Origin of the sequence: Paenibacillus kribbensis (assembly GCF_002240415.1) — a bacterium.
Taxonomy (GTDB): Bacteria; Bacillota; Bacilli; order Paenibacillales; family Paenibacillaceae; genus Paenibacillus; species Paenibacillus kribbensis.
The window spans coordinates 4,715,193-4,737,179 of the sequence record NZ_CP020028.1 but is presented as its reverse complement, the minus strand read 5'-3'; the positions used below and the strand labels follow the sequence as shown (position 1 = coordinate 4,737,179).

General features: G+C 47.3%; 22 protein-coding genes. 18 read left to right on the top strand and 4 right to left on the bottom strand.

Going from position 1 to position 21,987, the window contains the following annotated elements:
- Positions 1–3 precede the first annotated feature (3 nt).
- The 6 genes from B4V02_RS21095 (at position 4) to B4V02_RS21070 (ending at position 6,876) form a co-directional block, all read left to right on the top strand.
- Complete coding sequence (locus B4V02_RS21095) at positions 4–843, top strand: carbohydrate ABC transporter permease (RefSeq protein WP_010348742.1); 840 nt, start codon at positions 4–6, stop codon at positions 841–843.
- A 174-nt stretch (positions 844–1,017) separates the two neighbouring features.
- Complete coding sequence (ilvA, locus tag B4V02_RS21090; protein ID WP_094156282.1) at positions 1,018–2,304, top strand: threonine ammonia-lyase IlvA; 1,287 nt, start codon at positions 1,018–1,020, stop codon at positions 2,302–2,304.
- 218 nt (positions 2,305–2,522) lie between these two features.
- The gene (abnA, locus tag B4V02_RS21085; RefSeq protein WP_094156281.1) at positions 2,523–3,497 is read left to right on the top strand and encodes an arabinan endo-1,5-alpha-L-arabinosidase AbnA; all 975 of its coding nucleotides are present in this window, start codon (positions 2,523–2,525) and stop codon (positions 3,495–3,497) included.
- 193 nt (positions 3,498–3,690) lie between these two features.
- Positions 3,691–4,776, top strand: a complete 1,086-nt coding sequence (locus B4V02_RS21080) for a FecCD family ABC transporter permease (RefSeq protein WP_094156280.1) — start codon at positions 3,691–3,693, stop codon at positions 4,774–4,776.
- Positions 4,776–5,801: a FecCD family ABC transporter permease gene (locus B4V02_RS21075; RefSeq protein ID WP_094156279.1), complete on the top strand. Its 1,026-nt coding sequence runs from the start codon at positions 4,776–4,778 to the stop codon at positions 5,799–5,801. Before B4V02_RS21080 ends, B4V02_RS21075 begins: the two co-directional genes overlap by 1 nt.
- 112 nt (positions 5,802–5,913) lie before the next feature.
- Positions 5,914–6,876, top strand: coding sequence for an ABC transporter substrate-binding protein (locus tag B4V02_RS21070; protein ID WP_094156278.1), 963 nt, complete (start codon positions 5,914–5,916; stop codon positions 6,874–6,876).
- A gap of 70 nt (positions 6,877–6,946) precedes the next feature.
- Here B4V02_RS21070 and B4V02_RS21065 read toward each other — a convergent pair whose 3' ends face one another.
- The gene (locus tag B4V02_RS21065; RefSeq protein ID WP_094157059.1) at positions 6,947–7,378 is read right to left on the bottom strand and encodes a hypothetical protein; all 432 of its coding nucleotides are present in this window, start codon (positions 7,376–7,378) and stop codon (positions 6,947–6,949) included.
- Between the two features lie 195 nt (positions 7,379–7,573).
- Between B4V02_RS21065 and B4V02_RS21060 the strand changes: the two genes are divergently transcribed.
- The 3 genes from B4V02_RS21060 to B4V02_RS21050 all read left to right on the top strand — a co-directional run bounded on the left by B4V02_RS21060 (position 7,574) and on the right by B4V02_RS21050 (position 9,826).
- Positions 7,574–7,873, top strand: a complete 300-nt coding sequence (locus B4V02_RS21060) for a hypothetical protein (protein WP_007428873.1) — start codon at positions 7,574–7,576, stop codon at positions 7,871–7,873.
- A 251-nt stretch (positions 7,874–8,124) separates the two neighbouring features.
- Positions 8,125–8,949 (top strand): alpha/beta hydrolase, encoded by an 825-nt coding sequence (locus B4V02_RS21055; RefSeq protein ID WP_094157058.1) that lies wholly within the window; start codon positions 8,125–8,127, stop codon positions 8,947–8,949.
- Between the two features lie 91 nt (positions 8,950–9,040).
- Positions 9,041–9,826, top strand: a complete 786-nt coding sequence (locus B4V02_RS21050) for a dioxygenase family protein (RefSeq protein ID WP_094156277.1) — start codon at positions 9,041–9,043, stop codon at positions 9,824–9,826.
- Positions 9,827–9,902: 76 nt separating this feature from the next.
- Here the strand turns inward: B4V02_RS21050 and B4V02_RS21045 are convergent, their stop codons facing one another.
- Complete coding sequence (locus B4V02_RS21045; protein WP_244188377.1) at positions 9,903–10,829, bottom strand: hypothetical protein; 927 nt, start codon at positions 10,827–10,829, stop codon at positions 9,903–9,905.
- A 247-nt stretch (positions 10,830–11,076) separates the two neighbouring features.
- Positions 11,077–11,589 (bottom strand): DoxX family membrane protein, encoded by a 513-nt coding sequence (locus B4V02_RS21040; RefSeq protein ID WP_094156275.1) that lies wholly within the window; start codon positions 11,587–11,589, stop codon positions 11,077–11,079.
- A gap of 248 nt (positions 11,590–11,837) precedes the next feature.
- Between B4V02_RS21040 and B4V02_RS21035 the strand changes: the two genes are divergently transcribed.
- The 6 genes from B4V02_RS21035 (at position 11,838) to corA (ending at position 18,692) form a co-directional block, all read left to right on the top strand.
- Complete coding sequence (locus B4V02_RS21035; RefSeq protein WP_094156274.1) at positions 11,838–12,929, top strand: DUF3048 domain-containing protein; 1,092 nt, start codon at positions 11,838–11,840, stop codon at positions 12,927–12,929.
- A 187-nt stretch (positions 12,930–13,116) separates the two neighbouring features.
- Entirely contained in the window at positions 13,117–13,731 is a 615-nt protein-coding gene (locus tag B4V02_RS21030; RefSeq protein WP_007428879.1) for a DUF47 domain-containing protein, read from the top strand.
- A 14-nt stretch (positions 13,732–13,745) separates the two neighbouring features.
- Positions 13,746–14,735 (top strand): inorganic phosphate transporter, encoded by a 990-nt coding sequence (locus B4V02_RS21025; protein WP_094156273.1) that lies wholly within the window; start codon positions 13,746–13,748, stop codon positions 14,733–14,735.
- A gap of 241 nt (positions 14,736–14,976) precedes the next feature.
- Positions 14,977–16,425 (top strand): amino acid ABC transporter substrate-binding protein/permease, encoded by a 1,449-nt coding sequence (locus tag B4V02_RS21020; protein WP_094156272.1) that lies wholly within the window; start codon positions 14,977–14,979, stop codon positions 16,423–16,425.
- Complete coding sequence (locus B4V02_RS21015) at positions 16,418–17,146, top strand: amino acid ABC transporter ATP-binding protein (RefSeq protein WP_007428882.1); 729 nt, start codon at positions 16,418–16,420, stop codon at positions 17,144–17,146. Before B4V02_RS21020 ends, B4V02_RS21015 begins: the two co-directional genes overlap by 8 nt.
- Before the next feature lie 586 nt (positions 17,147–17,732).
- The gene (gene corA / locus B4V02_RS21010; protein ID WP_007428883.1) at positions 17,733–18,692 is read left to right on the top strand and encodes a magnesium/cobalt transporter CorA; all 960 of its coding nucleotides are present in this window, start codon (positions 17,733–17,735) and stop codon (positions 18,690–18,692) included.
- Between the two features lie 6 nt (positions 18,693–18,698).
- On the opposite strand, the gene B4V02_RS21005 is transcribed toward corA, so the two are convergent.
- Positions 18,699–19,223, bottom strand: a complete 525-nt coding sequence (locus B4V02_RS21005; protein ID WP_007428884.1) for a hypothetical protein — start codon at positions 19,221–19,223, stop codon at positions 18,699–18,701.
- A 227-nt stretch (positions 19,224–19,450) separates the two neighbouring features.
- On the opposite strand from B4V02_RS21005, the gene B4V02_RS21000 reads away from it, so the two are divergent.
- The 3 genes from B4V02_RS21000 (at position 19,451) to B4V02_RS20990 (ending at position 21,613) form a co-directional block, all read left to right on the top strand.
- Positions 19,451–19,741, top strand: coding sequence for a YerC/YecD family TrpR-related protein (locus B4V02_RS21000; RefSeq protein WP_007428885.1), 291 nt, complete (start codon positions 19,451–19,453; stop codon positions 19,739–19,741).
- Positions 19,741–20,508, top strand: a complete 768-nt coding sequence (locus B4V02_RS20995) for a sirohydrochlorin chelatase (RefSeq protein WP_094156271.1) — start codon at positions 19,741–19,743, stop codon at positions 20,506–20,508. The genes B4V02_RS21000 and B4V02_RS20995 overlap by 1 nt, the downstream gene beginning before the upstream one ends.
- Positions 20,509–20,731: 223 nt before the next feature.
- On the top strand, positions 20,732–21,613 hold the full coding sequence (locus tag B4V02_RS20990; RefSeq protein WP_007428887.1) for a diacylglycerol kinase: 882 nt from the start codon (positions 20,732–20,734) through the stop codon (positions 21,611–21,613).
- Positions 21,614–21,987 lie beyond the last annotated feature (374 nt).

Here is a 21,987-nt window from a genome sequence, read left to right as displayed (position 1 = left end):
GCGATGGCTCAGAAACAAAAAGGCCCGTTATCCGCATTTCTCGTTGTCCTGTTCATTCTGTTTGCCGGGTTTGCCCTGTTTCCGTTATTTGCCGTGACGCTTGCCTCGTTCAAGCCATCGACGGAGCTGCTGCGCTATGGCTTGAATCTCAAGCTGGAGTGGAGCATGATGTCCTTGAAAAACTATGCGTTCATTTTTCAGGGGACGACGGATTATTTTCAATGGTATTGGAACAGCATTGTGATTACCGTCTTGTTTACGGTGCTGTGTCTGATATTGTCTGCGATGGTGGGCTACGGTCTGGAGATGTACCGTTTTAGATTGAAAAATGTGATTTTTACACTGGTGCTGGTCGTAATGATGATTCCGGTTGAAATTATCATGCTGCCGCTTTACAAGCTGATGATTGGCATGAAGCTGATCAACACGGTGTGGGGTGTGATACTGCCCTTCGTCGTTGCGCCGATCCCGATCTTTTTCTTCCGTCAATATTTGAGTGGAGTGCCCAAGGACTTTATGGATGCTGCACGGGTTGACGGTTGTTCGGAGTATGGTATTTTCGTGCGGATTATGATGCCTCTGATGGCGCCTGCGTTTGCGGCGATGGCTATTTTACAGGCGATGAACAGCTGGAATAACTTCCTGTGGCCGATGATCGTATTGCGTACCAACGACATGCTGACACTGCCGATTGGTCTATCCAGTCTGCTGACGCCATATGGCAACAATTATGATGTGCTGATTGCCGGGTCGGTGTTGGCTATTTTACCGATTCTGGTCGTGTTCCTGTTCTTCCAGCGTTATTTCATTGAAGGTATGACGGCAGGCGGGGTTAAAGGATAGTCGATAATCGAAGCGGTAAAATACCAGATCGGGCATCGCCCGGTCTTTTTTTGAATTATAATTGATTTTCATTCTCATTTTCATGTCTATGACCTGCACAAGCTGTAGGTAAACGTGGTATGATGTTTGAAAGATTCCCAATACAGAAATATTCAGGCGGAGCGTGGAGAACCTATGGAACCAACAGAAACCCAGAAAACTGGCCCGGCCACGGCGTCAACCGTTGGTATGGAGGATATTGTACGGGCGCATCATATGCTGCGTGAGGTGATTGTACGTACACCTTTACAGAAGGATGCTGTCCTGTCGGCCAAATATAACTGCAATGTATATCTGAAAAGAGAGGATCTCCAGGTTGTACGGTCCTTTAAAATCCGCGGAGCCTACAACATGATTCGCAGTCTGACTCCCGAGCAAATGGAAAAGGGCATTGTGTGTGCGAGTGCGGGCAATCATGCGCAAGGTGTGGCCTTTTCATGTAATGCGCTGGGCATCCACGGTAAAATATTCATGCCGAGCACAACGCCTAATCAGAAGGTGAAGCAGGTTCGCCGCTTTGGCGGTAATAGTGTGGAGGTCATTCTGACCGGAGATACGTTTGACGACGCCTATGACGAGGCCATGAAGGTGTGCAGTGAGCAGGAGATGACCTTTATCCATCCGTTTGACCAGCCAAAAATTATCGCAGGCAACGGTACGATTGCGATGGAAGTAATGGAAAGCCTGGATACCCCTGCGGACTATGTATTCGTGACAATTGGCGGTGGTGGTTTGGCGGCAGGCGTAGGTACGTATGTAAAAACAGTCAATCCGTCCACCAAGGTGATTGGCGTGGAGCCGCTTGGGGCGGCGTCGATGACGGAAGCGATGCGTCTGCAGAAGGTGGTTACGCTGGACCAAATAGACAAGTTTGTTGACGGAGCTGCGGTGAAGCGTGTTGGCCAGCTGACTTATGACATTTGTAAAAATACCCTGGACGATATTGTAAAGGTCCCGGAAGGCAAGGCATGCACCGCCATTCTTGAGCTATATAATGAAAATGCGATTGTAGTGGAACCTGCGGGCTCACTGCCTGTAGCGGCACTTGATCTGTATCGTGAGCAGATTCAAGGCAAAACGGTGGTCTGTATCGTCAGTGGTGGCAACAACGATATTGATCGGATGCAGGAGATTAAGGAGCGGTCCCTGATTTACGAAGGACTAAAGCATTATTTTATGGTGAATTTCCCGCAAAGGGCCGGGGCGTTGCGTGAGTTCCTACAGGATGTGCTTGGACCGGACGACGATATCACAAGGTTTGAGTATACGAAAAAGAACGACAAGGAAAACGGTCCGGCGCTAGTCGGCATTGAGCTGCTTCATCAGGAAGACTATCTTCCTTTGATTGAACGAATGAACCGCAAGGGGCTCAATTATACGGAACTGAACAAAAACGAGAATCTGTTTAATATGCTGATTTAATAAGGATGATCTAAAAAGGAGCCTAGGAGCCTGCGGGCTCCTTTTTCGTATTGTTAACGTTATGCGTAGGGTATGAATTTCTTTTTATTTGAAATAAAGCGTTTACAAAGTTGAAGTTGATAGGTTAATATATGTGTAACTTCCTAAGTATAAACACTAACGTAATATATGTTTCGCCTGATTCACAGTATATAAAACAAATTCGGAGGTGCGTAAGAGTGTTGAAATCCTGGAAAAAATCAGTGCAGGGTAAATTGGCCCGAACGGCGTTTGCCGCCGTAACCTCGGCTGCATTATTGCTGTCCGTGATGCCGTTCGCGTCAGCGGAGCATTGGCCGTTAACCGGCGATGTGGCGGTACATGATCCGTCCATCACGAAGGAAGGCAATGCATGGTATATTTTCTCCACAGGGCAGGGGATACAGGTTCAAAGATCGGATGACGGACGCAATTTTTACAGACTGCCGCAAATATTCCTCTCACCGCTATCATGGTGGAAGACGTATGTGCCTAAACAAACCCCGAATGATGTCTGGGCACCGGATGCTCAAAAGTACAACGGCCGAGTATGGGTGTACTATTCCATTTCTACCTTCGGCTCCCGCACCTCGGCTATTGGACTAACCTCTGCAACAAGCATTGGTGCGGGAAGTTGGCGAGATGATGGACTGGTGCTGCGTACGACGGATTCTAACGATTATAACGCCATTGACCCGAATCTCGTGATTGACGCTTCCGGTAACCCGTGGCTTTCGTTCGGCTCATGGAATTCAGGCTTGAAAATTACTCGTCTGGACAAAAATACAATGAAACCTACGGGCCAGATTTATTCTATTGCCAAGCGGACTGCCGGTGGTTTGGAAGCGCCGCATGTCACATACCGCAATGGCTATTACTATCTGTTTGCTTCCATTGATAACTGCTGCAAAGGCGTAGACAGCAATTACAAAATCATTTACGGCCGCTCCAAGAATATCACTGGTCCATATGTGGACAAGAGCGGTAAAAACCTGATGGATGGCGGCGGAACCGTGTTGGATGCCGGAAATGACCGCTGGAGGGGACCGGGCGGCCAATCCATCTATAATAATAGTGTCATAGCGCGTCATGCTTATGATGCTACCGACAACGGAAATCCAAAGCTTCTCATCAGTGATTTGAAATGGGATTCGGCAGGCTGGCCTACGTACTAAAAGCGGGCAGCTTGAAGTCATCCACATAGCCAGCTCTTATAGATGTATGCCAAAAACTGCTCCTTCGTATAGGGAGCAGTTTTTGGCTTGCAATGTAACAAAAACATGCTATTATGAATCAAGCTGATAATAATTATCATTATCGAATTTGGATTTATGGTTATTTTCGGGTATGGAGGGAGTGACCTCACGAATGCGGTTAAAAGGCAGAACGGACGAACATGCAGTTTCGTCAGAGGGCACAGCTTCCGATGCATCCTCATTAACTCGTCCGATGCTCCGGGCAGGCAGGATTCGGCAGATATTGTTGTTCATAGCTTCTGCTGTATTGCTGGCCTTGTCCATGTTTGCCGCTATTTCTCTTGGAGCCAAGGATTTGACTCTAAGTACTGTGTGGGCGGCAGTGTTCCATTATGATCGTTCGCTAATGACACATCAGATCATTCATGAGCTGAGATTGCCGCGTGTGCTCGGTGCAGCCGTCATTGGAGCCGCGCTGGCGGTGGCAGGCTCTCTGATTCAGGGCATTACACGCAATCCGCTGGGAGATACAGGTGTGCTAGGCATCAACGCAGGAGCGATGTTTGTAGTCGCTGTGAGCTTTGCCTTTTTCCCCAATCTGCCTTATGGCACGTTAATCGTATTGTCGTTCCTCGGTGCGCTGATGAGTACCTTGCTTGTATTCGGCCTCGGAGCCTCCGCGCCGGGGGGATTGACGCCAATGAGACTGACGGTGTCCGGGGCTGTGACGGCTGCCCTGCTAGGTTCTATGACTTCGGGGATCGCGATTTATTTTGATCTGAGTCAGGATTTGGCCTTTTGGTATGCGGGCGGTGTTGCCGGAATCAAATGGTCGCAGCTTGAGATCCTTGCGCCGATTTTGCTGATTGTAATTGTTTGGTCGATGGGGCTGGCGCGCTCTATTTCGCTGATTTCAATGGGCGATGAGGTGGCGTTGAACTTGGGAATAAATCTCAAGCGTATCCGGTTGCTTGGCCTGCTTACCGTGGTGGTGCTGGCTGGGCTATCTGTGTCGGCCGCCGGGGCCATCAGCTTCGTAGGGCTGGTCATTCCGCATATCGCCCGCAAGTTGATCGGCGTGGATTATCGCCAGATTGTTCCGTTGTCTGCACTATTGGGAGCTGTACTGCTGGTGCTGGCTGATTTGGGGGCGAGAATGGCAAATCCGCCGGAGGAGCTGGCCATTGGAATTATGGTGTCTTTTATCGGAGTACCCTTTTTCCTCTTTCTCGCCCGTAAGGAAAGGAGGGATTTGTAGTGAGTCGCTCTATAGGAACGGGAGATGCAAGAAAAACAAAGGCCTGGCTCGTCTGTTTGGTATTGGCGGGGATCAGCTTTGTTGTTATTGTGTTGGGTCTGAACACCGGAACGATTCGCATTCCACCGCTGCGTGTGCTGGATACGCTGTTTGGCGGTGGCAGTGGACGTGATCAGATGGTCCTGTTTGAATATCGTCTGCCGCGTATCGTCGTAACCGTGCTGGCTGGCGCGGGATTGGGTGCGGCCGGAGCTGTCATGCAAGGCTTGTCACGCAACGCGCTCGCTGACCCCGGAGTACTGGGTCTTCACGCAGGTGCTGCGCTCGGGCTGGTAATGTTCGTCAGCTTCTTTCGCGACCTGGAGGGCTCGTCAGCATTGCTTATTCCCTTGTTTACCTTTACAGGAGGGATCGTTGCGGCAGTGCTGATTGTACTGTTGTCCTATAACCGCAGCCGGGGAATCGTGCCTGTGCGTCTGATTTTGTCCGGCATCGGTGTAGCCTCGGGCCTCAGCGCAATAACGCTGTATTGGTCGCTGCGGCTGGATGAGGATACGTATGCATTTACTGCACGCTGGCTGGCTGGCAGCGTATGGGGCCGGGACTGGGTGCATGCAGCGGCTTTGCTGCCGTGGATCATCATTGTGTTGCCCTACGTTCTGTCACAGACACGCAGCCTGAATAACCTGTCACTGGGCGACGAGACAGCAGCCGGTATTGGCACGAATGTGAAGCGTCAGCGCCTGCTGCTGCTGGGTGCAGCCGTAGCTTTATCCAGTGCCAGCGTGTCTATGGCCGGAGGCATCGGTTTTATCGGGCTGATCGCACCCCATCTGGCTCGTCGTCTGGTCGGACCGATGTACCAGCATTTGCTGCCCGTGGCCTGTTTTGTCGGGGTTGTCATACTGGTCGTATCCGACACGATTGGACGCTCGTTGTTTCAGCCGAACGCGATTCCCGCAGGGGTGGTGGTTGCGGTGGTAGGGGCACCGTATTTCTTGTTCCTGCTGTCCCGAACCAAATGACAGAAGGACTACATACGAATTGAGTGTTATAAATTATTGAAATATCAATAAGCAGAAGCTTTGTACATGGATCATGGATATGAGGCTTCTAAGGGCATAGGAGAGAATAATGATGAAAAAATATGGAATTAAGGGTTCGGATGTTAAGCGTTCATGGGCAGCAATGCTTCTTGTTTTGTGTATGATTATGCTGTCCGCTTGTGGACAAGCAGCAAATAACAAAGCTGCAGAATCCCAAGCTACAGATAGTAAAGCAGCCGACAGCGGCAAGACAACCATTAACGCCGATTCGCGGATTGCTTCGATGTCTATCCATTTGACGAACAACCTGCTGGCACTGGGCATTACTCCGGCCGGTTCGGTCGTAGGCGGAGATGTGAAGGATTTTCTGCCCCATGTAAAGGACCGTCTCCAAAATACCCGCAAGCTGGGTGTTGTCACAGACCCGGATATGGAAGCGGTGCTGGAGCTTCAGCCTGATCATATTTTTCTCGACAAAAAATATTCAGGCACCGATGTAGCCAAGTTTGAAAAAATCGCGCCGACCGAGGTTTTTGATCTGGATGAAGGCACTTGGAAGGACCAACTGAAAAAAATCGCCGTCATGGTTAACCGTGAGGCAGAGGCGGACGCTTTTCTGAAAGATTATGAGGCACAAAAGGAACGGGTTAAAAAGCTGATCCACTCCAAAATCGGAGATGGAACAGTTATGGCTATACGTGTGACGGCGAAGGAAGTTCGTGTCATGGGCATGAAGCGTCCGGTAGGACCGCTGCTATATCAGGACTTGGGCTTGAAGCCAGCCAAGGGTGTAGAAAAAATCAACAAGGCCTACCAGGTCGTGTCCCAGGAAGTTTTGCCTGATTATGATGCTGATGCGATCCTTGTCATTATCAGTAAAGGCGCTGATGCGCAAAAGGTATACAAGCAACTGGAAGGAAACGCGGTATGGCAAGGACTCAAGGCGGTTAAGCAGGGTCATGTCTATATGCTGGAGGGACAGCCTTGGCTGGACTATTCCGCAATGGGGCACAAAATCGCTCTGGATAATGCAGAGCAGCTATTTTCCAAATAAGCTTTAGAATACATCAATCCGTATTTCCACATGCATCTTCTTGCAGGCGGGAATACGGATTTTTTGTGAATTAAGAACGCTTTTTACGCAGAAAAATTGGTTTGAGTCCGATGAAGCCGACGGCGGCGAGAATCAGATTTACCCAAGGTGAAATCCTGAACACAGGCAGTATACTGCGCAATGCCAAGCCGGAGACGAGAATCACGACAACCAGCACAATATACATCAAGATGGATTTGAAATTCAACTGGGGCTTCACTGGTACATGGTCTGGCTGTTGCGTCTCCTCGTCTTCTCCAGAACGGTCCATAAAATTCATCAGTGCTTCAACCAGTAGAATCGCTCCTGCAGCGATAATGATGAGGGTCGACAGGTTAACTTTTTCAAAGGGAGTAATATCTCCGCCTGTAAATGCGATAAACCCTCCAATCATCGCCTGTGTCAAAAAAAACATGGACAAGGCAATCCATGCAATAAGCGTATAATATTTTGCTTTATTCATTTCTTCCTCCTGCTTCGCGAGCGTATCCCGCTGATGGAACCGGTATTTTGCAACAAAAACAGTATACGTGAGGAAGCGCCAGATGGCAAAAGGCTTTATCGGCAGAATGTATATTAGCGCTGCATTCTCCTCAAACTGGATAAAGGGTGAGCACATGGAGCAACCTGAATATAAACGTTGAGAGGATGTAGCATCATGAAGCTGGAGAATCAGGCAGATTATTCAGTCCAAAAACGACTGGCAGGCGCTCCGAACGGGAACAGCAGGGTATCCTCGCCTGCTAGCGTGAGTCACCGGAGCATTCAAGGAGCAGCTCCAACATACCGTATACTGGACGATACTGAAGTGGCTCAGGATACAGAATTTGCAGGGGAACTGGGTGAGGAGAGCTACCGCAGCTTATGGCATGAGGATCATAATAGCGGTGCCTCTTATAAACTGGAGTGGGAGGGACGAGTGGAAACCCACCAGATGTTCAGGAACAGCTACGAATAGGAATCTTCCACGTCTAATGATGGGGGATTCACCCTACCTAGCATGTAGTATGGCGTTCTCCGGCATCGTATGGGGAGCGCCATTTGTTTACATTTTTATCGATGTGGATGACAGGTTGACAAGGAAGCAGGGCGATGATAGACTGACTTTACTATAAAACTTATTAAACTTATCGGAATTAAAGTAAATGGGTATTTTGCTGAGTATCCGTGTTACAATATACGTTTAAATTATTCAGGGGGAAAATGATGATGGAACGGCAAATTGGAATTCGCTTTGAAAATGAGGAGCTGGCTGCTACGATTCATTATCCGAATAATCCGGGTGAGGGAGACCGTCAGAGACGGGTGCCGCTCGTCGTGATATGCCACGGATTTGTAGGCAATCGTATCGGGGTAGATCGGTTATTTGTAAAGACTGCACGTGAGCTTGCAGCAGGGGGATATTTTGTCCTGCGCTTTGATTTTGCCGGTTGTGGGGAAAGCACAGGCGATTATGGCAAGCAAGGGCTGGAGTCGATGATTAATCAGACACGTACCGTGCTGGATTATGCTGTGAATTGCGCGGACATCGACCCGACCAAGGTAACGCTGATCGGTCACAGTCTGGGGGGCGCAGTCGCCCTTCTCACAGCTGTACGGGACAAGAGAGTACAAAACCTGGTCCTGTGGTCAGCTGTCGGCTATCCGTTCAACGACATCGTCAAAATTACGGAGCGAAGCGTGTACGACGAGTCTGTTAAAAACGGTCAGGCCGATTATTTGGACTACAAATTCACACCTGCTTATTTTGAGTCGTTAGCCCAGTTCCAGCCGTTTCAGGAGGCTGTCAAATTTAACGGGGATGTGCTCGTTATTCACGGAACCTCGGATGATATTATTCCTGTGGACTATGCCTTTTTATTCCAGAAGGTATTCTGGATGCGTCCAGAGGGACGCTGTGATAAAGAGATTATTTTCCAGGGAGATCACACCTTCTCTTCAGGTAAAGAGCGGCAACAGCTGATTGACCGGACGCTGGAATGGCTGGATGAGCAGGAAAATATTCAACGGGATTGGCAGCACTGGATGATCTGATTTCAGGTCTAACGGATTGCATTGGAAATTGCGCCTCCGCCGGAGTAAAATGGAAGAGTAACACTATACTGGCGTGTGGAGGTTGGCAGCGATGACATTACCCTCAATTTTTGTTGCGCACGGTTCACCGACACTGGCTGTAGAAAATAACGCATACACTAGCTTTCTTGCAGAGCTGGGCGCGAGCCTGCCCCGCCCCCAAGGAATAGTCATTTTTTCCGCGCATTGGGATAGTCCTGATCAATGTATCGGTGCGGATGATCAGCATGCAGCGTTGCACGATTTCTATGGCTTCCCTGAGCAAATGTACACACTTGATTACCCTGCACCAGGCGATCCGAAGCTGTGTGAGGAGATAAAGCATCTGTTCAGTCAGCATAACCTGTTTCACCAGCCGGTTCGAAACCGGGGACTGGATCATGGAGCATGGGTGGTTTTGCGGCATATATATCCTGATGCGGACATTCCTGTCGTCCCGCTTTCCATTGATTCCCGGCGCGCTCCGCAGGAGCAGTATGAGATTGGACGGATGCTGGCACCGCTGCGAGAACAAGGTATTTTGATTATCGGCAGCGGCGGATTGGTACACAATCTGCGTACACTCAAGGAAACGAATGAGCCGGCCGAGTGGGCGGTTCAATATGATGACTGGATTGGACAGCAGCTTCAAGACTGGAATTTGCGTCATCTATTCCAATATGACAAGAAGGCACCTTATGCCAAGCAGGCGGTTCCTTCTTATGGGATTGAGCATTTATCACCTTTGTTTTATGTGATGGGGGCTGCGGATGATCAGCGCTCGGCACGCAAGCTTTTTCAGAGCTATGTCCTTGGCTCGCTAAGCCTTAATTGCTGGGCTTTTGGTCAGGAAAAATGATCAATAAATGTAAAAAGAACTTCCAAATCCACATGGCGTGTGGGAATGGAAGTTCTTTTATATTCCGCTTTCTCGATTAATTGGAAGATACGTTCTTTTTCAGCCAGGCAGATACTTGTGTCGTTTGCTTATCTCCGTTTTGATCCAGCAGGGTCACAAAGGCTTTCAGCTTCTGAATGTAGGCACTCTTCGAATCCGGGTTGCGTTGAATGACGAGTTGATATCCTTTTTTGGCATTAGGTTGAATCTTCTTGGTCTCATAATCGAATAGTGGCGTATTGTTCGTGCCGTAGAAGGTATAGAAATAGTACATCTCATATAAGTTTTTTACCGCTTTTGTACGGTTGGAATGTGGATATTGGTTTAAAAACGCTTCCTGTGCCAGCACTCGTCCCGCTAACTGCTGATAGCCAATACGGAGCGCGGCATCCTTGGTAGCGGCCTGTCCTGATTCCACAGCCATGATCTGAATGTAGCTGCGAATATCTGCCGTGGTGTACTTGCTGAATACTGTGTATTTTTCATAGTTTATGACCGGATAAAACATACCTTCCGCCGTTTCAAGCTTGAATCCGGCATCTCTGGTTTGGACTAGTAATTTTTTCAGGCTTGCGTCTTTTGTACGGCTAATCAGATTGGTGAACGTATCGCCAGGTTTGTATATGCTACTAATCTTATTTTGAACAGACGTCGGGTATAGCGTACGTGAGTATGCATCCAATTGCTTATTCTGGGCATTTTCCAGATGGAGCGTCATCATGGTTGCCCGAGCGACTGGAACGGATTGAATGTGCTTTTGCAAATACGTAAACGCCTGAGGCAGCTTGCCAGGCTGGCTTAGCAATTGCTCAAAGGTCTTGGAAATTTGTTGTGCGCTTACCGTCTGAGATGCTGTAGCAGTTTTTGCTGCTGCGGCTGTTGCCTGATATCCCAGTCCCATAGTCTGTACAGTGAAAGCTACTGTCGCGAGCATGAGATAGGCTTTGGTCATTTTTTTCATCATTTAACCCTCCATATTTCTTCGTGTTTTCTTTGGTGTATCTGTAGTGTATAGGGGAAATGTATCGTGAGCATTCCATGTTGTATCCAACTTGTAAACATTTGATGAAATGTTGAATCCGACAAAAAAAGGAGTTCCCACGTCAGTATGACCATGGGAGACTCCTTCAGTGATGAATAAGTGGAGAGCAGCATAGCTGCATAAAAAAAACAACCATTAGCCCAGAGGGTAACGGTTGTTTGCAGGTTAGTTAAGCTATTTTTCGATCGGCTGGAAAGGTATCTTTATTTTTACCGAACAGTCCACGCAGGAAGGGCAGTACCCAACGGTCAAAGCCGATCCGTCCGGCATTTGCACCAGCGACCACAAGGAAGATTTCAAACAGCAGGTAGATTGCATTGGTGCTTACTGTACCCGAGAACAGGAACGAGAAGTTCATGACCATGGCCATCAAAGCAGCCAGCGTAGTCAGTGTACCAAGCAGCAGGCCAACCCCGACCAAGAACTCACCCAGTGGGATCAGGACGTTGAACAAACCGACATTTGGCAGGGCAAAGGCTTCGAGGAACGATCCCCACCAGCCTTGTACAGCGGGATGATCTCCACCCGTTTTAGCAATGGCCCCCGAGATGAATCCAGCGGCATCAAATCCGCCAGTCAACTTTTCAAGTCCATGGCTCATCCATTCATATCCGAGATAAACCCGTACTACAGTCAGCAGCCACATCGCTACTTTGTTTTCACGCAACCAGTTGTTAAACATTTAAACCACTCCTCTTTCTTATATCAAAATGTTTTGTATTTCATTAGGTTAGGATGATCATCTCTGCTACACCTTTATTGTATTAGGTTCAGTTACACTTATTTGTGATAAAAATCACAAAGTCTGAATATTTTTTTAAATTTTAATGTCTTCAGATAAGTATTCTATCGGGACGTATACCTTCGATCAAGACAAAAACAGGAAAAAAAGCTTATAATGAGAAAAAAATCTAAAGTGGAGGGATAAACTTGTCCAGGTCCATTTCCCAACGAACGCAATGGTTGCGTGTGATGGCCTCAGCTCTGTTATGCATGACGCTGATGTCTTGTTCTGCCTTGTCCAAAACGGGTGAATCTGAACCCGCTCCCCAATTGATTGAACAAAAAACAGAACTGGAGGCTGAGCCGCCCAAAGAGCAGTCCATTCCGGCATTTACAGCTCCACTTACCGGTCTTCCGGTGGAGCAGCCTGTTTTGGAGCGACCGCTCGCGATCATGATTAACAATGCTCCGGCTGCACGTCCACAGGCAGGGCTTAGTCAGGCAGACATGGTATATGAAGTTCTTGCAGAAGGCGGAATTACTCGCTTGGTCGCTTTTTTTCAAAGCTATAGCGGAGATGTGAAAATCGGTCCGGTTCGCAGCATCCGACCGTATCTGATTGAGCTGGGTGAAACCTACGATGCATTGCCGATACATGCAGGGGGAAGCACAGATGCCTATGCGATTTTACAGCAGCAGAAGAAGGAGCATCTGGATGAGATTTCGAATGGAGGGGCTTACTTTTGGCGAAGCAAAGATCGTCGTCCTCCCCATAATCTGTACACAGATGTAAGCAGACTACGCAAAGGAATTGATTATAAAGGGTATGTCAAGCAGGCGGAGGTTCCCGTATATCCTTACCTTAAATCCGGTGAAGCCCCGGTCATGACAGACGAGAGTGCAGCATCTTTGCAAATCCGCTTTTTGCTCAAAAACTATCGTGTATCCTACACCTACGATCCGGCGGATCAGCAATATAAGCGATTTGTGAACGAAAAGTCACATATGGATCAAAATAATAATCAACAGCTTTCTGCGGCCAATGTTATTGTGATGAGCGCAAGCCATCGAACACTGGATGATGTAGGCAGATTGAGTGTTGCGCTGAATGGCAGTGGAGAGGCCATGGTGTTTCAACAAGGACGAGTCATACATGCACAATGGCAGCATACGCCCGGTGATGCGGTTCGTTTTATGAAAAATGGAGTTGAAATTCCGTTGACGCCAGGTACATCCTATATACATGTGGTCCCTGCAGATACTTCTCTAAATGAGCATGTGACTATAAACACAAAATAAAAACGGAACACTCCTTTTTAAGGAAAAAATGTCGGATAATGAACTTCTGTGTCGGGTACTGCATACGAATATCCTGAAATTTGCTTTTGCAAACATTACAAAAACATTGATGAGTGTGATAAGATAGCAAAGGTTGTCTATTGCAGTCGAAACAGGTTGCGGATATTTTCGTAAAGGGGTAATCGTTATGAGATTGAAGAAAAAGGATATATTCTTCGAGACGTTGGAAAATATGGCAGATACGATCGTGCAAGCAGCGGATTATTTTGCCCAACATACTTCAAACCTTCAAGATGTGACTTTGTTTACCAATGAGATGAAGAAGTATGAAAATAAGTGTGATGATTACACACACACGATTATTACTGAGCTGAACAAGACCTTTATCACGCCGCTGGAACGCGACGATATCATGGAACTGACAACAACCATGGATGATGTGCTGGATGGTCTGGAAGCAACAGCCTCACGTTTTTATATGTATAACATTACGGAGCCGGACGAGTATATTGTGCAGTTCGCTGATATTTTGCGTCAATCAGCTTATGAAATTCAGAAGGCTGTACATTTGCTTTCGCAAAAGAAATTGCTGGCTATTCGTGAGTACACCATTCGCCTGAATGATTTGGAAAATCAGGGGGATGAATTGTTGCGTATTTGCATCAAAAACCTGTTTGCAACTGTAACTGATCCTATTGAGCTGATCAAACGCAAAGAACTGTACGAACGCCTTGAAACGACAACGGATTCATGCGAGGATGTTGCAAATATGCTGGAATCCATCATTATGCGTAACTCGTAAGGGAGTCCTTTTACATGGATACAAGTTTACTGGTACTGGGTATTGTTATTTTTCTTGCTCTGGCATTCGATTTTATTAATGGATTTCATGATACGGCGAACGCGATTGCAACTTCGGTGTCGACCCGTGCCTTGACGCCTCGGCGTGCAATTATTATGGCTGCGATTATGAACTTTCTCGGTGCCATCATGTTCACGGGGGTTGCCAAGACGATTGGCGGGAGCGTTGCTAATCCTGCCAAGCTTACGAATGGGATTGATATCGTCATTGCGACGCTGATCGCAGCGATTATCTGGAATCTTCTAACCTGGTGGTTCGGCATTCCTTCATCCTCTTCCCATGCGCTCATTGGTGCGCTGGCCGGAGCGGTGTATGTGGGGGCCGGAGCAGATAAGTTAAATTGGAGCGGCTTTATCGAAATTGTGGAGGGACTTGTGTTCTCCCCACTGATTGCTTTCGTTATCGGTTACATCGTGATGATGATTTTGAAATACATCTTCGCTTATCGCAGTCCGCATACGGTAAACAAGGGATTTCGAACGATGCAGGTCATTACGGCAGCACTTCAATCGTTCACGCATGGTACGAATGATGCTCAGAAAGCGATGGGAATTATCACATTTGCACTTGTCTCAGCAGGCTATCAGGATCATTTGGAAGTACCGATGTGGGTAAAAATTTCAGCCGCTACAGCCATGGCGCTGGGCACGTCCATCGGGGGCTGGAAAATCATCAAGACGATGGGAACCAAGATTTTTAAGATTGATCCCATTAATGGATTCGCAGCAGATCTATCGGGTGCATCTGTTATCTTTACAGCCACGATGCTTCATTTGCCAGTAAGTACCACTCATGCCATTACTTCGGCTATTTTGGGGGTTGGTTCTGCAAAACGATTTAGTGCTGTACGCTGGTCACTAGCTGGTCGTATTGTAATAACCTGGGTAATAACGATCCCTATTTCGGCACTGCTGGCCGGATTGATTTTCAAAATTCTTTTCTAGCTTTCATTATTTTTTCACGAAAGAAAACATACACTATAGGGTACACAATAAGCTTCCGTCCGCTTTTTGCGGCAGGGGCTTATTGGCATTCTGTGACTAAAATCCATCTTCGAAGTTTACACATCCAGATAGTTCCATGAAATATTTTTTCAAAAAAAGCTGACATCAAAGTAGTCAATTTTTGATAACTCCTGTAGAATAAACAGAAAAGTTTGAACCGTTCAACTGACTGGAGGAAATTATGCAAAAATCTAGAAAACTAATAGCTCTCATGATTTGTTTGTTTTTTGTGGTTGCCCTGGCCGGTAATTTCGGTGCAGTGGCACATGCAGAAAACAAGACAAAATATGATATCGGCACGGATACGACGTTCGCGCCTTTTGAGTTTGAAGATGTAGATGGCAAGTTTGTCGGAATCGACATGGATTTGCTGGCTGCTATTGCCAAGGATCAAAATTTTGAATATACGATTAAGCCTCTTGGCTTTAACGCGGCAGTGCAGGCCCTTGAAACAAATCAAGTGGATGGTGTCATTGCCGGGATGAGCATCACCGATGAACGGAAGCAAAAATTTGATTTTTCCGAGCCCTATTTTGATTCAGGGGTTGTCATGGCGGTCCGTAAGGATAATGATACGATCAAACGCTATGAGGATCTGAAGGGCCAGCGTGTAGCTGTAAAAACAGGAACGGAAGGCTACACCTTTGCGGAATCCATTAAGGACAAATACGGCTTTACGATGGTACCGTTCGATGATTCTTCCCAAATGTACGATGAAGTCAAAACAGGGAATTCCGTTGCCTGCTTTGATGATTTTCCGGTATTGGCATACGGTGTGACGCAAAATAATGGTCTCAAGCTGGTGACGGATAAGGAAAAAGGCGGTTCTTACGGTTTTGCGGTCAACAAAGGCAATAATCAGGAACTGCTGGAAAAATTCAATGCCGGGCTTGTTAATCTTCGCAACAGTGGTGAATATGACAAAATCATGTCCAAATACCTGGGCGAATCCGGCAAAGGCGTGGCACCTGTTGAGCGCAGCCGCTGGGAATTAATTTCGGCTTCGCTGCCTGCGTTGATTAAAGGGATGGGAAATACGCTGTTGTATACCCTGGTATCGCTGCTTATCGCCTTTTTGCTGGGGCTGGTGTTTGGCTTTATGAAGGTAAGCCATAACAAGGTGCTCCGTGGCATTGCGACAGTGTTCGTTGATGTATTCCGCGGTATTCCGCTGATCGTACTTGCATTTTTTATTTACTTTGGTATTCCACAGGCACTGGATTTCAAAATGCCGCTTTTTGTTGCGGCTGTATTGACGTTGTCTCTAAACGCGGGGGCGTATGTGACAGAAATTATCCGCGGAGGCATCCAGTCCATTGATCCGGGACAAATGGAAGCGGCCCGTTCGCTTGGTTTGCCGTACCGGATGGCTATGCTCAAAATCATTTTGCCGCAGGCTGTAAAAATCATGATCCCGTCGTTTATCAATCAGTTGGTTATTACGTTGAAGGATACGTCCATTTTGTCTGTTATCGGTTTGGTCGAATTGACCCAATCCGGTAAAATTATTATCGCGCGGACGTTCCAATCCTTTGATATTTGGCTGGTCGTTGCGATAATGTATCTTATCGTTATTACAATCCTGACCAAAATTTCCAACCGTCTTGAAGGGAGAGTTCGCCGTGGGTAAAATTATCGTCAAAGATCTGAAAAAAAGTTATGGCAGCAACCAAGTGCTAAAGGGCATTGACATGCAAGTACGGGAAGGCGAGGTTGTATGCGTCATCGGCCCTTCGGGTTCAGGGAAAAGTACGTTTTTGCGTTGTATGAATATGCTTGAGGAAATTACTGCTGGTGAGGTCATCGTCGACGACTACAAGCTGGGCGATAAAAACGTGGACATTAACAAAGTCCGTGAAAATATAGGAATGGTGTTTCAGCATTTCAATCTGTTCCCGCATATGACGGTGCTCAAGAACATTATGTTCGCACCGACAGAGCTAGGCAAGCAGACGAAGGCAGAGGCCCGGGAAACGGCGATGAAGCTGCTGGACCGTGTAGGCTTGGCTGATAAGGCTGATGCACTTCCAGGACAGCTTTCCGGCGGTCAGAAGCAGCGTGTGGCGATTGCGCGTGCGTTGGCGATGAACCCGGACATTATGCTGTTTGACGAGCCTACCTCGGCGCTCGATCCAGAAATGGTGGGCGAAGTGCTCGGCGTAATGAAAGATCTGGCGCGTGAAGGCATGACGATGATGATCGTGACCCATGAGATGGGTTTTGCTCGCGAAGTAAGCGACCGTGTTGTGTTTATGGACGGTGGCTACATCGTGGAAGAAGGAACACCACAAGAGGTATTTGGTAATCCGAAAAATGAGCGGACGATTAGTTTCTTGGAGAAAGTTTTATAAAAGTGAGGCAGGGTTTGTGAATGTGTGTGTGGGTGCTCGTTGTGAGACGCTCCGCGGTCCATTTGATCTTACGATCGCTGTTGCCCCTGAATTTTTTTGGATTATATAAGACCTCTTATAGGTTAAAATTCAGAGGCAAAGGCGAACGCTGCCGCTTCTACAGATTCAAATGGCCCGCTGCGCTACTACTCGCTGAACCTGCTCTTTTCTTCGCAAAAGCCTCCCCCACTTTTAAATGAGTGGGTATAGGCAGAGGAAATTGGCGCAGCGCTTTGCTTGCTGCACCGAGGGAAATAGCGAGGTTAGCATCATTTGATTGAATGGTGGAACTCGGTTATCTCACATCTGTATCGGTTATCCCACATCTGTATCGGTTATCCCACATCTGTAGAAAAAATGAAAAAAGATTTAAGCGATACCGAATGAATTATTTTAAGGATATGTTAGGGGTGGATTGAACCTGACATATCTTTTTTCTTATTTTGGTGTGTGGAATATAGCGCTTGAAATTTGTATAATCCGGAATGGCTTATATACAATATAAACAGTATTAAAAGACAGGTAGTGTAGACGAGGGGGACGTACGGTGATACGTACATTGACTATAGGTCATGATCATCAGGTGACGGTGGGACAGCCACTGGAGCAAATAGACATGGAGGATTACATATGGGTATGGGTGGATTTTAGCGAGCCTACAGATCGTGAATCGGAGCTGCTGACAAGTTATTTTCATTTTCATCCGTTGGCTGTGGAGGATTGTATGCATGTCCTCCAACGCCCTAAATTGGATTATTACGAGGATGTGCAGTTTCTGGTCGTACACGCGCTTGATGTAGATACACTGGATGCGGAAGAAGTGGACTTGTTCATTAGCAGCCGCTATTTGGTGACCTATCACCATCATGAACTGGATGAGATAGATCAGGCCTGGGAACGGATTGCCCAGCATGCGAATGAACGCAAAATATGGTCGCGCGGACCGCTAGCTGCGGCCTACACTGTGATAGATAAGCTGGTGGATAACTATTTTCCGAGTCTGTTCATGATTGAGGATGAATTGGCCGAGCTGGAGGGCTTGGGCAGGCACGAATCGGTGGAGGAATTGATGAAGCAGGTATTTGCCCTGCGGGCCAGGCTGCTCAAGCTGCGCCGTACGATTGTACCGATGCGTGATCTGATGTACCGGGTCCTGAATTCGCAGCATGTGCAGGGCAAAGGGGAGCATACGGCCTATTTTACGGATATTTATGACCATCTGTTGAAGCTGACGGACATGCTGGAGGCCGACCGCGAAATGACAGCCGACCTGAGAGACAGTTATATTTCGCTCAATTCCAACCGCATGAATTCGATCATGAAGACGTTGACCGTAATTACGACGGTGTTTATGCCCTTGACGCTAATTGTCGGCATTTATGGTATGAATTTTTCGTATATGCCCGAGTTAACCTGGAAATATGGCTATTTTTACATCCTCATCTTCATGTTTCTGCTCAGTGTTGCAATGGTGGTCTGGTTTATGCGTCGAGGCTGGTTCAAATAAAATGGACTACCGACGTTTACGCTTGACCGGACGTCTGCGCGGAGTAGTGGCCTTTTTGCGTTGTGTTTTTTTTCGGCGGCGACGTGAAGGTGGCTTGTATTCGTCCAATTCCTCGGAAGCAGGCGCAGAATTTTTGCTGCCGGATTTGCCGAATACGGGGAGCGCACCCATTATGAGCTTCGCCATTGGGGCAAATTGCTGTACGCTGCTCATGACTTTTTGTACCTTGCCAAGCGTGGCCACAATTCCGTCAATCCCGCCCATACGGTCAATAAAACCTTTAATTTCATTGAGATTTTTGATATTGCCGAGACTGCCGAGACTTCCGAGCAGTCCCCCTTTGGCTGGAGCAGGGTCTGGTGTAACGACAGCGGCATCCGTAATACTCGCTGGCGCTTCATAAGGCACCACCGCGGAGGAATCGGCTTGAGGAACCTCGTTGTACGGATCGAGTCCGGGATAAGGAGTTGAACTATACGGATCGGAAAGGGATCGCTGTAGCGGCCTCCGATGATAGTAGTGTCCAGGCATGAGATCACATTCCTTTGCAGGTTGATACTCTACTGTATGTTACAAACGCACAGTGGGTTTAGGCGTGTGTCCCGAAATCAGGTATAAATGCGGATTTGGGCATTCGTACAGTATGGTGCCATGTCATGTAATGTTGTTCTGTAATGCGTGAAACCGTTAATGCTTGAAAAACCTACTATTTCTCAGGTACAATGAGGAGAGATTGTAACCTTGGGAGATGATAATCCATGCAGCTCAAAAAGCTTAATGATAAAAGTATTGATCAATTGTTTGAGGCGATCTTAACTCTTAAAAATTTGGAAGAATGCTATGTATTTTTCGATGATCTGTGCACGATAAATGAAATTCAGTCCCTCTCCCAACGCCTGGAGGTTGCCCGTATGCTGGGCAAAGGCAGCACGTATAACCAGATTGAAGCGGAGACCGGCGCAAGTACAGCCACGATTTCACGTGTTAAACGTTGTCTGAACTATGGCAATGACGGGTACAAAATGACGTTGGAACGTCTGGGACGCTAATGCGGAGCCCTGGGATACTAGTCATCAGCCATGGCTCCAGAGAGCCGTATTGGGTGGAACAGGTGGATCAGGCAGTCGCAAAGCTTCATATACCGAAGGATATACCAGTAGAGGTTTCATTTTTGGAAACGGTTAAAGGAAGATTGATTCAGGATGGTATTGACCATCTGGAAGCCTTGGATGTAACGGATTTACTGGTGATCCCTTTGTTTATGTCATCAGGCAGTACACATATAGATGAGATTAGCTATGCGCTGGGAGTCAAGGATGCGCCGGACAAAGAAACGGATTTAAAGCCTTTTCGAAGAAAAGCGCGAGTGCATTTCGGCAGCCCGTTGGATGACGGAGAAGATGTTGCACGCATGGTGTGGGACAAGGTTCGCTCATTGTCTGTTGCTCCTGCGAAAGAGGTCATTTTACTCATTGGACACGGTAGTGTACATAACGGCTTTCTTCAGCGCTGGGAGCAGGGAATTTCTTCGTTGGCCCGTACAGTGCAAGTCGTGAGCGGTATACGAACAGACTATGCTTTGCTAAATCCCGAAAGTGTATACGACAAGGCAGCTTACTGGTGTCAGGAGCGGGGTCATGATGTTATGGTGGCACCGCTTTTTTTGAGCTCAGGATATTTTACAAGCCGCGTTATTCCCAAGCGGTTAGAGGGGCTTGAGTACCGTTATTCAGGTGAGCCTTTGCTGCCACATCCGCTACTCACAACCTGGATGGACAGGCAAATTTGCGAATTAATGCAAGGCATGCAGAAGTGAGCAGGCGCAAGGCTACTGGTAGTTGAGCTTAAGTAGTTTGGTTCAGGTAGATTGGTCCAGCTACAGTGTTATTTTGTCCTTTTATTCCCATATTTGGGGTAGTGATGGCTTCTTTTATTGTAAAAGAGGTCTTTTTCCAGTATGATGATATTTTGTATAGACTGAATGTGATGAACTGGTATGTGAATATAAATATCATTAAATATACGGGTGGCGTAACGGAATGAAAAGAGCTAGATTAATTTATAATCCGACCTCAGGGCGTGAGGAAATGAAACGTCGTCTTGCGGATGTTTTGCAGCGTCTGGATGAAGGCGGCATTGAAACCTCTTGCCATGCAACTACGGGTGAAGGGGACGCGACACGTGCTGCAACAGAGGCTATAGAGCGTGGGTATGATATGATTATCGCCGCTGGTGGCGATGGCACTTTGTATGAGGTCATTAATGGAATGGCTGAAAGGGAAAACCGCCCGCCCCTGGGCGTGTTCCCTGTAGGAACGACGAATGATTTTGCCAGAGCACTGGGGATTCCCAGGCAATGGGAGGATTACTGCGACCTGGTTATTCGCCAAAATCCGAAGCCGCTGGATATTGGAAAAGCCAATGACCGCTACTTTATCAACATTGCGGGTGGAGGGACTTTAACCGAGCTCACGTATGAAGTTCCCAGCAAGCTAAAAACGATGATTGGCCAGCTGGCTTACTATTTTAAAGGCATGGAGAAAATGGTCAGTCTGGCTCCGCAAGAGCTGATTATTAAAGCATCAGGTCAGGAAGTGATACATGACGAGTTCATGCTCTTCCTGATTGCGAATACGAATTCAGTAGGCGGGTTTGAAAAGCTTGCTCCCGGGGCGACAATAGATGATGGGCTGCTCGACGTCATCGGTGTCCGCAAATGTAATCTTGCGGAAATGATCCGGTTAGTGACGCTTGCGCTGCGTGGTGAGCATTTGCAGGACAAGAAGATCATTCATTTTAAAACAGATTACATGGAAGTAACCTCACCCGGCTATGTCCAGCTTAATCTGGATGGAGAACTGGGGGGAACCTTGCCCGCAACTTTCCGAAATTTGCCGCATCACTTGAATGTATTTCGGTAAGGATTTTGCAAAATCCACAAAGCGCGACTTGTGATTAGCGATAGATAGAACGAAATGATTGTATTCATCTATATATTGTACCTTGGCGCGACTGGCATCGAATTTTGCGAAATCCTACCGTGAGGAATGATGATGTCGAAGGGTTTTTGTTTCTGAACAATAATGTTTTCGATGAAGCAATATTTACTTGAAACAGGTTGACGTTTCCAATGATAGCGAGACAAGCACACACTGCAGAGGCTGTTATTTCGTTTCGACTTATTGGTTATGAGTCCTTGCCGTTCTCCGTGGGGGAGTAACGGCATTTTCGGGTTGATGTTTATATTGCATGTAGGCCGTTTGTATTGTATGAATTGAAGAAAAAGATGGTATAA